At 73.1% G+C, this 14600-nt stretch carries 13 protein-coding genes; 7 read left to right on the top strand and 6 right to left on the bottom strand.

Annotation, left to right across the window (positions count from 1 at the left end; all coding sequences use genetic code 11):
- Positions 1–42: 42 nt before the first annotated feature.
- Genes murI through rdgB form a run of 4 tightly spaced genes read left to right on the top strand, consistent with a single transcriptional unit; the run spans position 43 to position 2960 of the window.
- The gene (gene murI, locus ABD287_RS11250; protein ID WP_344172001.1) at positions 43–855 is read left to right on the top strand and encodes a glutamate racemase; all 813 of its coding nucleotides are present in this window, start codon (positions 43–45) and stop codon (positions 853–855) included.
- Positions 852–1598, top strand: coding sequence for an MBL fold metallo-hydrolase (locus tag ABD287_RS11245; protein ID WP_344171999.1), 747 nt, complete (start codon positions 852–854; stop codon positions 1596–1598). Before murI ends, ABD287_RS11245 begins: the two co-directional genes overlap by 4 nt.
- A 19-nt stretch (positions 1599–1617) precedes the next feature.
- Complete coding sequence (gene rph, locus ABD287_RS11240; RefSeq protein ID WP_344171997.1) at positions 1618–2352, top strand: ribonuclease PH; 735 nt, start codon at positions 1618–1620, stop codon at positions 2350–2352.
- Positions 2349–2960, top strand: coding sequence for an RdgB/HAM1 family non-canonical purine NTP pyrophosphatase (gene rdgB / locus ABD287_RS11235; protein ID WP_344171995.1), 612 nt, complete (start codon positions 2349–2351; stop codon positions 2958–2960). The genes rph and rdgB overlap by 4 nt, the downstream gene beginning before the upstream one ends.
- A 1-nt stretch (position 2961) precedes the next feature.
- On the opposite strand, the gene ABD287_RS11230 is transcribed toward rdgB, so the two are convergent.
- On the bottom strand, positions 2962–4368 hold the full coding sequence (locus tag ABD287_RS11230) for a nitronate monooxygenase (protein ID WP_344172193.1): 1407 nt from the start codon (positions 4366–4368) through the stop codon (positions 2962–2964).
- 249 nt (positions 4369–4617) lie between these two features.
- Here ABD287_RS11230 and ABD287_RS11225 point away from each other — a divergent pair, with 249 nt between their 5' ends.
- The 3 genes from ABD287_RS11225 (at position 4618) to ABD287_RS11215 (ending at position 7555) form a co-directional block, all read left to right on the top strand.
- Positions 4618–5646: a M20/M25/M40 family metallo-hydrolase gene (locus ABD287_RS11225; protein WP_344171993.1), complete on the top strand. Its 1029-nt coding sequence runs from the start codon at positions 4618–4620 to the stop codon at positions 5644–5646.
- A 194-nt stretch (positions 5647–5840) separates the two neighbouring features.
- On the top strand, positions 5841–6767 hold the full coding sequence (locus ABD287_RS11220; RefSeq protein ID WP_425565600.1) for an ABC transporter ATP-binding protein: 927 nt from the start codon (positions 5841–5843) through the stop codon (positions 6765–6767).
- On the top strand, positions 6764–7555 hold the full coding sequence (locus ABD287_RS11215) for an ABC transporter permease (RefSeq protein WP_344171989.1): 792 nt from the start codon (positions 6764–6766) through the stop codon (positions 7553–7555). Before ABD287_RS11220 ends, ABD287_RS11215 begins: the two co-directional genes overlap by 4 nt.
- 14 nt (positions 7556–7569) lie before the next feature.
- On the opposite strand, the gene hutH is transcribed toward ABD287_RS11215, so the two are convergent.
- Genes hutH through hutU form a run of 5 tightly spaced genes read right to left on the bottom strand, consistent with a single transcriptional unit; the run spans position 7570 to position 14600 of the window.
- A complete protein-coding gene (gene hutH, locus ABD287_RS11210) occupies positions 7570–9108 on the bottom strand; it encodes a histidine ammonia-lyase (RefSeq protein ID WP_344171987.1) in 1539 nt (512 codons plus the stop codon).
- On the bottom strand, positions 9105–10268 hold the full coding sequence (gene hutI / locus ABD287_RS11205) for an imidazolonepropionase (RefSeq protein ID WP_344171985.1): 1164 nt from the start codon (positions 10266–10268) through the stop codon (positions 9105–9107). Before hutI ends, hutH begins: the two co-directional genes overlap by 4 nt.
- The gene (locus ABD287_RS11200) at positions 10265–11683 is read right to left on the bottom strand and encodes a formimidoylglutamate deiminase (protein ID WP_344171983.1); all 1419 of its coding nucleotides are present in this window, start codon (positions 11681–11683) and stop codon (positions 10265–10267) included. Before ABD287_RS11200 ends, hutI begins: the two co-directional genes overlap by 4 nt.
- Positions 11680–12900 (bottom strand): allantoate amidohydrolase, encoded by a 1221-nt coding sequence (locus tag ABD287_RS11195; RefSeq protein WP_344171981.1) that lies wholly within the window; start codon positions 12898–12900, stop codon positions 11680–11682. Before ABD287_RS11195 ends, ABD287_RS11200 begins: the two co-directional genes overlap by 4 nt.
- Positions 12897–14600, bottom strand: a complete 1704-nt coding sequence (gene hutU, locus ABD287_RS11190) for a urocanate hydratase (RefSeq protein ID WP_344171979.1) — start codon at positions 14598–14600, stop codon at positions 12897–12899. Before hutU ends, ABD287_RS11195 begins: the two co-directional genes overlap by 4 nt.

The following is a 14600-nucleotide window of genomic DNA, read 5'->3' as shown; positions in this document are numbered from 1 at the left end:
CGTCCCTAGGTCCCGTCAGCGACGCCGCGTAGGCTGCGCTCCGTGACGGATGCGCCCATCGGGATCTTCGACTCGGGAGTCGGGGGTCTCACCGTCGCTCGCGCGGTGCTCGACCAGCTGCCGCACGAGCAGGTCATCTACCTTGGTGACACCGCGCACGTTCCGTACGGCCCCAAGCCGCTGGCGGACGTGCGCCGACATGCGTTGACCTGCCTCGACCACCTCGTCGAGCAGGGCGTCAAGGCGCTCGTCATCGCCTGCAACAGCGCCTCCGCGGCGTGCCTGCACGATGCCCGGGAACGCTACTGCGTCCCGGTGATCGAGGTGGTGCGCCCCGCGGTGCGCCGCGCCGCCGCAGCGACCCGCAACGGACGGGTCGGTGTGATCGGCACCGCCGCCACCATCAGCAGTCGGGCGTACGTGGACGCTTTCGCCGCCGCCCCGCAGGTGCGGGTGAGTGGCGTCGCCTGCCCGCAGTTGGTGGACTTCGTCGAACGCGGCGTCACCTCGGGACGCGCCCTGCTTGGCCTGGTCAGTGGTTACCTGGAGCCGCTGCAACGCGCCGACGTGGACACCCTGATCCTCGGCTGCACCCACTACCCGCTGCTCGCTGGTGTGATCAGTCTGGTGATGGGCGATCAGGTGACGTTGGTGTCCAGCGCCGACGAGACCGCCAAGGACCTCTACCGGGTGCTCACCGACAGCAACCTGCTCCGTCCGGACGGTGCGCCGGCCCCGGGGCACCGTCTCATCACCACCGGCGACGCTGCCCCGTTCGGGCGCCTGGCCCGCCGGTTCCTCGGCGCCGACTTCCTCGACGGAGTCCCGGTGGCGAGCCTGAGGGCCGCGGCATGAGACTGACCGTCCTGGGCTGCGCGGGCAGCTTCCCCGGCCCCGACTCGGCCTGTTCGGCGTACCTGGTCAGCGCTGGCGGATTCCGGCTCCTGGTGGACTTCGGCACGGGCGCCATGTCGGCGTTGCAGCGGTACGCCGGCCTGCACTCGGTCGACGCGATCCTGCTCACCCACCTGCACTGCGACCACATGCTCGATGCCTGCTCGTACGTGGTGGTGCGCCGGTACGCCCCGGAGGGCAAGTACCCGCCGCTGCCCCTGTACGGGCCGGTCGGCGCCGCCGAGCGGATCGTCAACGCCTACGGCGCCGCCGAGGGCCCCGTCGACGACGTCTACACCTTCCACGATCTGAAGCCGGGCACGTTCGAGATCGGGCCGTTCGCGGTCACCGTCGACCAGGTGGAGCACCCGGTGCCCACGTTCGGGGTGCGGATCGAGCACGAGGGCAAAGTCCTGGCCTACTCGTCGGACACCGCGCCGTGCGACAGTCTCACCGCGTTGGCCCGGGACGCCGACCTGTTCCTCTGCGAGGCCAGCTACCTGGACGATCGGGACAACCCCGCCGGTCTGCACCTGACCGGCGGCGAGGCTGGCGCGGTCGCCCGGGAGGCGGGCGTCGGCCGGCTGGTCCTCACCCATCTGGTCGCCGCGTGGGGTCGCGAGGGGGCCACCGTGCTGGCGGCCGAGGGGGTGTATGACGGCCCGGTCGAGGTCGCCCGACCGGGCGCCCGTTACGACCTGTGACCGGAATAGGCTGACCGGCATGACGCGCCCCGACGGACGAGCCTGTGACCAGTTGCGCCCTGTGACGCTGACGCGTCGGTGGAGCATTCACCCGGAAGGGTCGGTGCTGGTCGAGTTCGGCGACACCCGGGTGCTGTGCACGGCCAGCGTCACCGAGGGCGTGCCGCGGTGGCGTAAGGGCTCCGGCCTGGGCTGGGTGACCGCCGAGTACGCGATGCTGCCCCGGGCCACCACGACCCGTTCGGACCGCGAGAGCGTCCGCGGGAAGGTCGGCGGCCGTACCCATGAGATCTCCCGCCTCATCGGACGGGCGCTGCGGGCCTGTGTGGATCTCAAGGCCCTCGGCGAGAACTCTATCGTCCTGGACTGCGACGTGCTCCAGGCCGACGGCGGCACCCGCACCGCCGCCATCACCGGCGCGTACGTGGCGCTGCACGACGCGGTGACGCACCTGGCGGACCGGAAGCTGCTCAAGGGCGGCGTCGACAAGGCCCTGCCGCGCTCGGTGTCGGCGGTCAGCGTCGGCGTCATCGACGGGCAGGCCCGCCTGGACCTGTGCTATCTGGAGGACGTCCGGGCCGAGGTCGACATGAACATCATCTGCACCGACGCCGGGGATTTCGTCGAGGTGCAGGGCACCGGTGAGGACGGCGTCTTCAACCGCGACCAGCTCAACGCCCTCCTCGACCTGGGTCTGGCCGGCTGCGCCTCGCTCACCGCCGCCCAGCGCGCCGTCCTGGAGGCCACCGCGTGACGCTGCTGCTGGCCACCCGCAACGCCAAGAAGCTCACCGAGCTGCGGCGCATCCTCGACGCCGCCCTCGGCGCCGGCGCCGTCGAGCTGGTCGGGCTCGCCGACGTGCCCGCGTACCCGGAGGCGCCGGAAACCGGGCTCACCTTCGCCGAGAACGCGCTGCTCAAGGCCCGCGAGGCCGTCCGCCACACTGGCCTGGCCACCGTCGCCGACGACTCCGGCCTCACCGTCGACGCCCTCAACGGAATGCCCGGGGTGTTCTCCGCCCGCTGGGCTGGCCGGCACGGCGACGACCTGGCCAACCTCCAACTCGTGCTCGGCCAGACCGGCGACATCCCCGACGAGCACCGGGGCGCGGCGTTCGCCTGCGCGGCCGCGCTGGTCCTGCCCTCGGGCGTCGAGCACGTCGTCACCGGCGAGCAGCGCGGGCGGCTGCTGCGCGCCCCGCGCGGCGAGGGCGGGTTCGGCTACGACCCGATCTTCCTCGGCGACGGCCAGCACCTGACAAACGCCGAGCTGAGCCCGGCCGCCAAGGACGCCATCAGCCACCGGGGGCAGGCGTTCCGGGGGCTCGCCGAGCTGCTGCGGACCGTGACGCCGACCAGCTGAGTCAGCCGGTGGTGACGTCCGCCCGGTCCAGCAGGTGCGCGATGACATCGGCCGCCGAGTACTCCCGGCCGGCCCGTCCGGTCAACGTGGCCAGAAAGCCCAGGTCCTGGCCGAGGGTGAGCAGCGGCGGCTCGACGTAGCCGTCGGCGCGGGTCTGCGGCAGCCCGATCGTGGCCACCAGGCCGTTGCACAGGCAGCGCCGGTCGGCGGCCTCGGACTCCCGTCCGCCCTTGCGGACGTGCTCGTCGACCGGCTCTGCCGGGCAGCGGTAACCCACCCCGCCACCCTCGCGGGCGTACACGGTGCGCAGGTAGCCCAGGTCGCACAGTCGGGGGCGGGCCGCGAACGTGGCCTCGTCGGCGGCCGTCCCCGGCAGGTCGACGACCTTGAACGGGAAGCCGGTCGGCGAGGCGGCGGCGCTGTTGCGCACCGGCAGCGTCCCGGCCAACGCCTGGTCGATGAGCTGGCGGCGCAGCTCCGGGCGCATCCCCGACTCGGCGGATAGCGCGAACGCGGTGCCGACCTGGATACCGGCGGCGCCCGCCGCCCGGGCCTGGGCGAGCGCCTCGGCGGTGGCGTAGCCGCCGGCCAGCCAGAACGGCAGGCCTACCGCGCGCACCTTCGCCAGGTCCAGCTCGTCGCGCGGGCCGTACACCGGCTCGCCGTCGTCGGTGAGGCGCAGCGGGCCGCGCGGGCGGGCGCTGTGACCGCCGGCGACCGGGGTCTCCAGCACGAAACCGTCCGGGCGGGTGGCCTTGTTGCGGGCCAGGAACGTCACCAGCGACGCCGAGGCGACGATCGCGAACAGCCGCGGCGGGGTCAGCGGCGCCGGGTCGGGTCCGGCCAGGCCGGCCGGGTCGAAGGCGATGACGTGCCGCTCGTGGGCGGCTGCCCCGTCAACGGCCACCGGGAGGGTGGTGGGCCGATGCGCGGCCAGGTCGGCCCGCAGGCGGGGGATCTCGCTGGGCAGTCCGGCGCCCATGAGCACCACGTCGACGCCGGCGAGCATCGCCCCGTAGAGGGACGACGGGGTCGCCATCTGCACCTTCTCCAGATAGTTGACGCCCACCTGGCCGTCGTGGCCTTCCTTGGCCAGCCACACCTCGACGAAGTTGGCGACCACGGCCAGCTCCTCGGCGTCCCGGCGTGGGCGCAGCGCCAGCCGTGACGTGGGCCGGTAGGTGACGCCGGTGGCGGGCCCCGCCGGTCGGTAGTGGCGGCCTATAACCCGCTGCGCCACCTGCGGCTCGGGGAAGGCGGCGAGCGCGCGCCGCAGCTCCCCGCCGGGGTCGCCAAGGCTCAGGCGGCGGGCCAGCAGGGTGTCCAGGGCCACCCCGGAGACGACGCCGAGCTGGCCGGCGCTCGCGACCGCCCGCGCCAGGCGCCAGCCGGAGACGCCGACGCCCATGCCGCCCTGAATGATCGCCGGGTTCGTCCGGTTGGCTGTCTTCGCCACTGCGGGGCCTCCTGAAGTGCCGCTTCCTGCCCGCAGCATCGCCGGACCGATCCCGGTCGGTAAGTGCCGAAAGTCCCGTTATCTGGGTCAGCCGGCCAGCTGAGAACCCGCGAAGTAGTGAACTTTCCGTCGACGGCCGGCGTGCATTCGGGCGCGGGGCCCGGCCAGGCGTCCGCATCCCACGACCCTGAGGAGCATCCGTTGAGACGAAAGGCCATCTGGTCGGCTGGCGCCGCGCTCGTCGTCACCGCCGCCCTCGCCATTTCCGCGCCGACTGTCTTCGCCGCCGGCAAGGAATCGGCCGCGGACCCGACGCCAGACCCCTCCGCGACGGCCGCCCCGGCGGTGGTACCCACCATCGACGTCGCGAAAGTCAAGGAACACCTGGCCAAGTTCCAGCAGTTCGCCGACGAGAACGGCGGCAACCGGCGCTCCGGCCGGGCCGGCTACTCCGCGTCCCAGAACTACGTCGTCGACAAGCTCGAAGCGGCCGGCTTCACCGTCGCGATCGAGGCCTGCCCGACCAGTTCGTGCACCGGCGGCTCGAACATCATCGCGGACTGGAAGGGCGGCTCGGACAGCGAGGTCTTCGTCCTCGGCGCTCACCTCGACGGCGTCACCGCCGGCCCCGGAATCAATGACAACGGCTCCGGCTCGGCGACCATCCTGGAGACCGCGCTCACCCTCGCCCAGCAGAACCCCACCATGGCCAAGCAGGTCCGGTTCGCGTGGTGGGCCGACGAGGAGCAGGGCCTCAACGGCTCCGCATTCCACGTCCAACAGCTCGCCGCGGCCGACAAGGCGAAGATCAAGGGCTACCTCAACTTCGACATGGTCGGCTCGCCCAACGGCGGATACTTCGTCAACAACATCACCACGCCGCTGGCGGCCACCTTGAAGTCCTACTACGACAAGGTCGGCATCGCCACCGAGGAGAACACCGAAGGCCGCAACCGTTCCGACGACGCGTCGTTCACCCGGGGCGGCATCCCCGCCTCCGGCGTCGCCGCCGGCGCCAGCGCCCGGATGACCGCCGCCCAGGCCGGCAAGTGGGGCGGGTCCGCCAACCAGCCGTACGACTCCTGCTACCACGCCGCCTGCGACACCATCAGGAACATCAACGACACGATCCTCGGGCACGCCGTGAACGCTCAGATCACCGCGGTGTACGCGCTGGCTGTCAGCGCCGACGGTGGTCCGGGCCCGACGCCGTCCGGCCCGCCGGCTTGATGACGGTCGTCGACCGCGCGTCGCCCTGTGGCCGTGCCGGGACCGCCGAACTGTCGTATTCTGGACAGTGACGTGGCGCCGGCACGGCCCGGTGCGATGCTTGGGTCGTCGATCCTCGGGTCGTCGATCCTGGGGTGGCAGCAGGCAATGGCGTACACCGGCCATGTCGGCGGCGCGATCAGCGCGGACGTGGGGTGGCTGGGAGAGCTGTGTCGGACAACAGAATCGTGGTTTCCGGGCTGAGCAAGAATTTCGGCTCGGTGCGGGCGGTGCAGGATCTTTCGTTCACTGTCGAGCCGGGCCGGGTCACCGGGTTCCTCGGCCCCAACGGCGCGGGCAAGACGACCACCCTGCGGATGATCCTCGGTCTGGTGCGTCCCACCGCGGGCACGGCCACGATCGGCGGGCAGCGCTACCTCGACCTTCACGACCCGCTCCGTCGGGTTGGCGCCCTGCTCGACGCCAGCGCCGCGCACGGCGGTCGGACGGGGCGTAACCACCTGCGCGTGCTGTGCGCCGCGGCCGGGCTGCCGCGACGCCGGGCTGACGAGACGCTGGAGCTGGTGGGCCTGGTCGCTGCCGCTGACCGCCCGATCAAGGGCTACTCGCTGGGCATGCGGCAGCGGCTCGGCGTCGCCGCGGCGTTCCTGGGCGAACCGCCCGTCCTGGTCTTCGACGAGCCCGCCAACGGGCTGGACCCGGAAGGCATCCACTGGTTGCGGCAGTTCGTCAGGTCGCTGGCCGCCGCCGGTCGCACCGTGTTGGTCTCCAGCCACCTGCTCGCCGAGATGCAGCTCATGGCCGACGACGTGGTGATCGTCGCGGGCGGTCGCACGGTCCGCCAGGGGTCGGTCGCCGACGTGCTCGCCTCGGTGACCACCAGCACCGTCGTCCACGTCCGCACGCCGGACGCCGACCGTCTGCACCGGGCGCTCGCCGACGCCGGGGCGGCCGTCGCCCGACCCGGGGGCGACCGTCTCACCGTGACCGGGATGAGCGCCGCCGAGACCGGCGGGGTCGCGCTTCGCGCCGGCGTCGAGCTGCACGAGCTACGTCCCGAAGCGGCCGACCTTGAACGCGCCTTCCTGGACCTGACGGCAGGGAAGGCGGAGATCCGATGAGGCTGCTGCACACCGAGCTACTGAAGATCCGCACCACCAGCATGGCCTGGATCATGCTCGCGCTCGGCGTGCTGATGTGGATCCCGGCCCTACTGGTCGCCCGTCACAACGTCAGCGCGATCGGCCTGGCCGATCCGTCGACGGAGACGAACCTCAGCGCTGAGTCCGCCGCGCAGGACCTCTACACCGCCGGGACCGTTCCGTCGCTGATTCTGGTCATGCTCCTGGGTGTGCTGGTGATGACCGGCGAGTTCCAGCACCGCACAGCGACGTTGACCTTCCTGGCACACCCGCACCGGGTGTCGGTGGTGCTGGCGAAGACGGCAACCGTCGCGTTGCTCGGCATCTGCTGGTCGCTGCTCCTCCTCGTCCTGAACCTGCTTGTCGGGGTCCTGCCGCTGCGTGAGCGCCTCGGTGGCCTGTGGCTCGCCGACCCGGACACCGTGGGATCGGTGCTCGTCAGCATGCTCGGCTACCCGCTGTGGGCGGCCATCGGCATCGGTTTCGGCGTGCTGGTGCGGAGCCAGGTCGTCGCGGTGATCATCGCGTTGGCGGTGACGTTCGGCGGGACCATCGCGATGCTCGTGGTCTTCGCCCTGAGCCAGTACCTCGGCGCCTGGGTCGAGGACGCGGTGATTGGTTTCCCCACGGTGGCTACGCTCGTGATGATCAGCGGTTCCGCCCCTGGCGAGCCGCCGGCCTGGGTGGGCGCGGCGGTGTTGGCCGGCTGGGGCGTCCTCACCGCGGCGCTCGGCAGCGTCCGCATGAACCGGCGCGACATCACCTGACCCGTTTCCGGCCGCTACTGCAGCGGTCCGACCCGCGTCTCGATCCGCTCGCGCAGCTCGCGTCCCGCGACCAGCCCCCGGCACGCCTCCATCACCGGCGCCATGAAGACGTCCGGCCCAGGCTCCCCGCCGACCGCCGCGACGGCTTCGACGGCGGCCCGGCCGGCCGGCGACGGCGTCAGCGGCGCCCGCAGTCGCAGCCCGCGCGCCCCGGCGAGCAGCTCGACGGCGAGCACGCTGGTGAGGTTGTCGAGCACCCTGCGTAGCTTCACCGCCGCCGCCCAGCCCATCGACACGTGGTCCTCCTGCATGCCGGAGGTCGGGACCGAGTCGACGGACGCCGGCGAGGCCAGTCGCCGGTTCTCGGCGACGACTCCGGCGGCCGTGTACTGGGCGATCATGAGTCCGGAGTTGACGCCGGCGTCCGGGGCCAGGAACGGCGGCAGGTCGCGGGAGCGGGTGACGTCCAGCAGCCGGTCCACCCGTCGTTCGGCGATGGCCCCGACCTCGGCGGCGGCGATGGCCAGGAAGTCGGCGGCGAAGCCCAGCGGGGCGCCGTGGAAGTTGCCGGTGGACTCCACCCGCCCGTCGGGCAGGACGACGGGGTTGTCGACGACGCTGACCAACTCCCGGGCCGCGGTCGTCGCCGCGAAGTCCAGGGTGTCGCGGGCGGCGCCGGCGACCTGCGGGGCGCACCGCATCGAGTAGGCGTCCTGGACGGCGTGGTCGATGTCGTCGCGGTGCGAGTCCATCACCGCCGAGCCCTGCAACAGTCGGTGGATGTTCGCCGCCGACACGCCCTGGCCAGGGTGCGGGCGGATAGCATGGATCTCCGGCTGGAACGGCCGGTCGCTGCCGAGCATCGCCTCGATGGCCAGCGCCGCGGTCACGTCGGCCATGGTGAACAGGTGCGCGGCGTCGTCGAGGGCCAGCAGCAGCATGCCGAGCATGCCGTCGGTGCCGTTGATGAGCGCCAGACCCTCCTTGGCGGCCAGCTCCACCGGCCGCAGCCCCGCGTCGGCCAGCGCCTTCGCCCCGTCGACGCGGGTTCCGTCGGCGCCCAGCACCCAGCCTTCGCCCATGAGCACCAGCGCGCAGTGCGCCAACGGCGCCAGATCCCCGGACGCCCCCAACGACCCGTGCTCCGGTGTCCACGGGGTGATCCCGGCGTTGAGCAGGTCCACCAACGACTGCGCGATCAGCGGCCGCACCCCGGAGCGGCCCAGCGCCAGCGAGCGCGCCCGCAGCAGCATCATCGCCCGCACCACCTCGCGTGGCATCGGCGCGCCGACGCCCGCGGCGTGGGAGCGGATCAGCGAGTGCTGTAGCTCAGCCCGCCGGTCGGGGCTGACGAACGTGTTGGCGAGCGCCCCGAACCCGGTGGACACCCCGTAGACAGGGCGGCCCTCGCGTTCGATGTTGTCCACGATGGCCCGGCTGGCGGTCATCGCCGCTAGAGCGTCCGCGGAGATCTGGACCTTGGCGTCGCGTCGGGCGACGGCGAGGACGTCGGCTGGGGTGACGCCGGCGGCGGTGATGGTGACGGTGCTCATTGTGGCTCTCCGAGACGCAGAACGTGCCTGACCAATGGGACTCCCGGCCGGTAGGCCAGGTGCAGGTGGGACGGGGCATCGAGGACGACCAGATCGGCGCGGGCCCCGACCCGGACGACGCCGATGTCGTCGCGGCGCAGCGCCCGCGCCCCACCGGCGGTCGCCGCCCACACCGCCTCTGCCGGGGTCATCCGCATCTCGCGGACGGCCAACGCGACGCAGAACGGCATCGACGACGTGTACGACGAGCCCGGGTTGCAGTCGGTGGCCAACGCCACGGTGACGCCGGCGTCGAGCAGCCGACGGGCGTCCGGGTACGGCGACCGGGTGGAGAACTCGGCCCCCGGCAGCAGGGTGGCGACGGTGTCGGAGCCGGCCAGGGCGGTCACGTCGTCGTCGGTGAGGTGGGTGCAGTGGTCGGCGCTCGCCGCGCCCAGCTCCACCGCGAGTCGGACGCCCGGACCGGGCCCGAGCTGGTTGGCGTGCACCCGCAGGCCCAGGCCAGCCTGCCTGCCGGCAGTGAGGACCGTTCTGGCCTGGTCGGCGTCGAAGGCGCCGCGCTCGCAGAACACGTCAACCCACTGGGCGTGCGGGGCTGCCGCGGCGAGCATCTGGCCAGCGACTAGGGCCACGTAGTCGTCGGTTCGTCGGGCGTGTTCGGCCGGGACGGTGTGCGCGCCCAGGAACGTCGTCTCGTCGGTCAGTTCGGCGGCGATGCGCAGGCTTCGGACCTCGTCGGCGACGGTGAGGCCGTACCCGCTCTTGATCTCGACGGTGGTGGTGCCCTGGCGCAGCGCCTCGTCGACGAGGCGCCGGGCGTTGGCGCGCAGTTGCTCGTCGGTGGCGGCCCGGGTGGCGGCGACGGTGGTGCGGATGCCGCCGCCGGTGTATGGCTCGCCGGCCATCCGGGCGGCGAACTCGGCGGCTCGGTCGCCGGCGAACACCAGGTGGGCGTGGCTGTCGACGAATCCGGGCAGGACCGCGCCGCCCTCGGCGTCGATGAAGGTGTCCGCCGCCGGGGAGCCGCCGGCCGACCCCACCCACACCACGGTGTCGTCCTCGATGATCACCGCCGCGTCCCGTCTGGTCCCCAGCAACCCGCGCCCGTGTGTCGGGTCGTTGGTCACCAGCTCCCCGATGTTGTCCACCAGCAGGCTCACCGCTCCGCCCTCCCGGCCCCGGCATTGTTGATCATGACGCTGGCGGGGCCCGGGAGCGCTCCCGCCACCCTGTGGTCATGGTCGACCCTGTGGTCATGGTCGACGCCGAATGGCGGGACCGGCAGCGGCGGGCGCAACGGGCTGGCGGTCTGGTGCCAGCCGGCCTCGACGATGTGCTGGCCGGCGCTGATCACGTCGGTGACGTCGGCGGCGGTGGCGGCGAAGACGATCGCCGACGGGTCCACGCCGGCGGTGCGGGGGCTGTCCAACCGGACCGCCACCAGATCGGCCGGGGCGCCCACGACCAACCGTCCCGCCCCGGGCCAGCCGGCGGCGGCGTGACCGGCGGCGGTGGCCGCCCACAGCAGCTCGGCCGGCGTGAACACGCCACGGCGGCGGGACGCCAGCCGCTCGTGCTCCTCGACGCCGCGCGCCTCGGCGAACAGGTCGATGACGGCGTGGCTGTCCGAGCCGACGCTCAGCGGCGACCCCGCCTCGGCGAGCGCCCGGCCTGGCCCGATGCCGTCGGCCAGCTCCCGTTCGGTCGTCGGGCACAGGCAGACGCCGGTCCCGCTGCCGCCGAGCAGGACGATGTCTCGCCCGCTCAGATTGGTGGCGTGGACGGCGACCACGTCCGGGCCCAGCAGGTCGTGCCGTTCGAGCAGCTCAGTGGGGGAGCAGCCGTGCCGGGCCTGGCACGCCTCGTTCTCGGCCGGCTGTTCGGACAGGTGCACATGGATCGGGCCGGCCGGGGCGGCGGCGCGGAACCCGGCCAGGGCCGCCTTGGGCACGGCCCGCACCGAGTGCGCCGCCGCCCCGAGCCGGGCGTGCGGCTGCCCCCGCAGCGTGAACGCGCTGACCCGCCGCGCCCACCCGTCGAGGTCGCCGTCGCCGAACCGCAGCTGTGTGCCGGCCAGCGGGGCGCCGTCGACCGACGCGGTCAGGTACAGGGTGTCCAGCAAGGTGATGCGGATGCCGGCCCGCCTGGCCGCCTCCACGAGCGCGTGGCCCATGGCGTTCGGGTCGTCGTAGCGGACGCCGCCGGGGGCGTGATGCAGGTAGTGGAACTCCGCCACGGTCGTGATCCCGGCCAACGCCATCTCCGCGTACACGGCGGTGGCCAGCTCCAGGTAGGAATCCGGGTCCAGGGTTGCCGCGACGGCGTACATCTGTTCCCGCCAGGTCCAGAAGTCGCCGGCGCCCCGCTGGGTGCGTCCGCGCAGGGCCCGGTGGAAGGCGTGCGAGTGCGCGTTGGCCAACCCCGGCAGGACCAGCCCCGTGAGCCGCGTCGCCCCCGTCGGGGCCGGCAGGCCGGGCGTCACCGCGACGAACCGGCCATCGGCCACCGCGAACAGCACGTCCCGGGTCGGGCCGTCGGGGAGCCAGGCCAGCTCGGCGTGGAAGAGTCGGGTCACCGGGTCAGCTCCGTCAGCACGTCGGCGAGCGCGTCGGCGCCGGCGGCGCAGTCGGCGTCGCTGGCCGTCTCGGCCGGTGAGTGCGACACCCCGGTCGGGTTCCGCACGAACAGCATCGCCGTCGGCAGGAACCCGCTGAGCACCCCGGCGTCGTGGCCGGCGCCGGTGGGCAGCACCGGGGCCCCGCCGAGCGTCTCGGAGATCCGCCGCGCCAGGTCGGTGTCGAAACGCACCTCCCCGGTGATCGACTCGGCGGTCAGCGCGACGCTCGTGCCGTCCCGTCCGGCCCGCTCCACCGCCCGCTTGTGGACCGCCTCCACCAACGACGACAACGTCGCCTCGTCGCCGGCGCGAGCGTCCAGCCAGCCCGAGACCCGGGCCGGGACGGCGTTCGTGGCGTTCGGCGACGCCTCGACCCGGCCCACGGTGGCGTGGCAGCCGTGCAGCCGGGCCTCCTTGTTGGCGGCCAGGACCGTGTACGCGAACGTCAGCATCGGGTCGCGGCGGTCAGCCATCGCGGTCGTGCCGGCGTGGTTGCCCTCCCCGGCGAAGTCCATCCGCCACCGGCCGTGCGGCCAGATCGCGCTCGCCACCCCCACCGGGGCGTCGAGGTCGACCAACGCTTTGCCCTGCTCGATGTGCAGCTCCACAAACGCCCCGAACCTGGCCAGCAGGTCCGGCCGGGCGCCGGCCGGCAGGCCGCCGGTCACCTGGGCGAGGGTGCGCCCGTCGGCGTCGGTCAACCGGGCCGCCTGGGCCGGGTCCAGCGCCCCGGTGAGCAGCCGGGACCCCAGGCAGGGCAGCCCGAACCGGCCACCTTCCTCCTCGACGAACGCCGCCACCACGACCGGCCGGGCCGGCGCCACCCCACGCTCGCGCAGCAGGTCGACGGCCAGGAACGCGCAGACGATGCCCAGCGGCCCGTCGTACGCGCCGCCGTGCGGTACGGAGTCGAAGTGGCTCCCCGTCACCACCGCGCTGGCCGTCGCGGCGCCGCCCGGCGGGTCCCACCAGGCGAACAGGTTGCCGTTGCCGTCCTCGGTGACGACCATCCCGCGGGTGGCGGCCTGCGCTTCGAACCAGCCCCGGCAGGCCCGCTCGGCGTCCGACCACGCGTAGCGCAGATAGCCGCCGTCGGCGTCCCGGCCGATGGGGGCCAGTTGGTCCCACAGCAGCCGGAACTGTTCCGGCGCGCACCGGGCCCTCACGTCGCTCACGCCGCGCCCGCTTCGCCCGCGGCCGCCGCTTCCGCCATCGGAATACGCACGCCGGTGACCGAAGCCACCTCGACCGCCCGGTCGTAGCCGGCGTCCACATGCCGGATGACGCCCATGCCCGGGTCGTTGGTCAACACCCGGGAGATCTTCTCCCCGGCCAGCGCCGTCCCGTCCGCCACACACACCTGACCGGCATGCAGCGACCGTCCGATGCCGACGCCGCCGCCGTGGTGCAGCGACACCCACGACGCGCCCGAGGCGGTGTTGAGCAGGGCGTTGAGCAGCGGCCAGTCGGCGATCGCGTCCGATCCGTCCAGCATCGACTCGGTCTCCCGGTACGGGGAGGCGACGCTGCCGCAGTCCAGGTGGTCCCGGCCGATCACCACCGGCGCCGACAACTCCCCGGACGCCACCATGTCGTTGAAACGGACCCCGGCCAGGTCCCGCTCGCCGTAGCCCAGCCAGCAGATCCGGGCCGGCAGGCCCTGGAACGCCACCCGCTCGCCGGCCAGCCGAATCCACCGGGCCAGCGGCTCATTGTCCGGGAACAGCTCCAGCACCGCCCGGTCGGTGGCGGCGATGTCCGCCGGGTCCCCGGACAGGGCCGCCCACCGGAACGGGCCGCGACCCTCACAGAACAGCGGACGGATGTACGCCGGCACGAACCCCGGGAACGCGAACGCCCGGTCGAACCCGCCCAGCCGGGCCTCGTCCCGGATGGAGTTGCCGTAGTCGAACACCTCCGCGCCGGCGTCCATGAACCCGACCATCGCCCCGACGTGCCGGGCCATCGCGTTTCGCGCCCGGTCGGTGAACTCCTCCGGCTTGGCCTCCGCATACTCGGCGGCGTCGGCCAGGTCGACGCCCTCGGGCAGGTACGACAGCGGGTCGTGGGCGCTGGTCTGGTCGGTCACGATGTCGATCTCGACGCCGCGGCGCAGCAGCTCCGGGAAGGCGGTCGCCGCGTTGCCGACCACTCCGACCGACCAGGCGCGGCGCTCGCGCCGGGCGGCCGTCGCCTTCGCCACCGCCTCGTCGAGCGAGTCGGCGATCTCGTCCAGGTAGCGGTTCTCCAGCCGGCGGCGTAGCCGGGAGGCGTCCACGTCGACGATGAGACACGCGCCGCCGTTCATCGTCACCGCCAGGGGTTGCGCGCCGCCCATCCCGCCGCAGCCGGCGGTCAGCGTCAACGTCCCCGCTAGCGACGCCCCGGCGGCGTTCTCCTGGCCGACGCCGCGGGCGGCGGCGAGCTTGGCGGCGACCGCCGCGAACGTCTCATACGTGCCCTGAAGGATGCCCTGGGTGCCGATGTAGATCCACGAACCGGCGGTCATCTGTCCGTACATGGTCAGGCCCAGGTGCTCCAGCCGACGGAACTCCGGCCAGGTGGCCCAGTCGCCGACCAGGTTGCTGTTGGCGATGAGCACCCGCGGCGCCCACTCGTGGGTGCGGAACACCCCCACCGGACGCCCCGACTGCACCAGCAGCGTCTCGTCGTCGGCCAGCCTGGTCAGCTCCCGGACGATCGCGTGGTACGACGGCCAGTCCCGGGCGGCTTTGCCGGTGCCCCCGTAGACGACCAGGTCCTGCGGGCGCTCGGCGACCGCCGGGTCCAGGTTGTTCATGAGCATCCGCATCGCCGCCTCCTGCGGCCACGCGCGCGCGGTGAGGGTGCTGCCACGGGGTGCGGTGATCGACAT

The organism is Pilimelia columellifera subsp. columellifera (assembly GCF_039532605.1).
GTDB classification, from domain to species: domain Bacteria; phylum Actinomycetota; class Actinomycetes; order Mycobacteriales; family Micromonosporaceae; genus Pilimelia; species Pilimelia columellifera.
Note: the sequence above shows the minus strand (reverse complement) of the source record. Positions and strands in the feature narration are given on the sequence as shown.

Excerpts from the sequence above, each read along its gene's own strand:
- rph (WP_344171997.1), top strand. The coding sequence starts at position 1,618 with ATGACGCGCCCCGACGGACGAGCCTGTGACCAGTTGCGCCCTGTGACG.
- ABD287_RS11245 (WP_344171999.1), top strand. The coding sequence starts at position 852 with ATGAGACTGACCGTCCTGGGCTGCGCGGGCAGCTTCCCCGGCCCCGAC.
- hutU (WP_344171979.1), bottom strand. The coding sequence starts at position 14,600 with ATGTCGATCACCGCACCCCGTGGCAGCACCCTCACCGCGCGCGCGTGG.
- ABD287_RS11230 (WP_344172193.1), bottom strand. The coding sequence starts at position 4,368 with ATGGGCGTCGGCGTCTCCGGCTGGCGCCTGGCGCGGGCGGTCGCGAGC.
- hutH (WP_344171987.1), bottom strand. The coding sequence starts at position 9,108 with ATGAGCACCGTCACCATCACCGCCGCCGGCGTCACCCCAGCCGACGTC.
- ABD287_RS11215 (WP_344171989.1), top strand. The coding sequence starts at position 6,764 with ATGAGGCTGCTGCACACCGAGCTACTGAAGATCCGCACCACCAGCATG.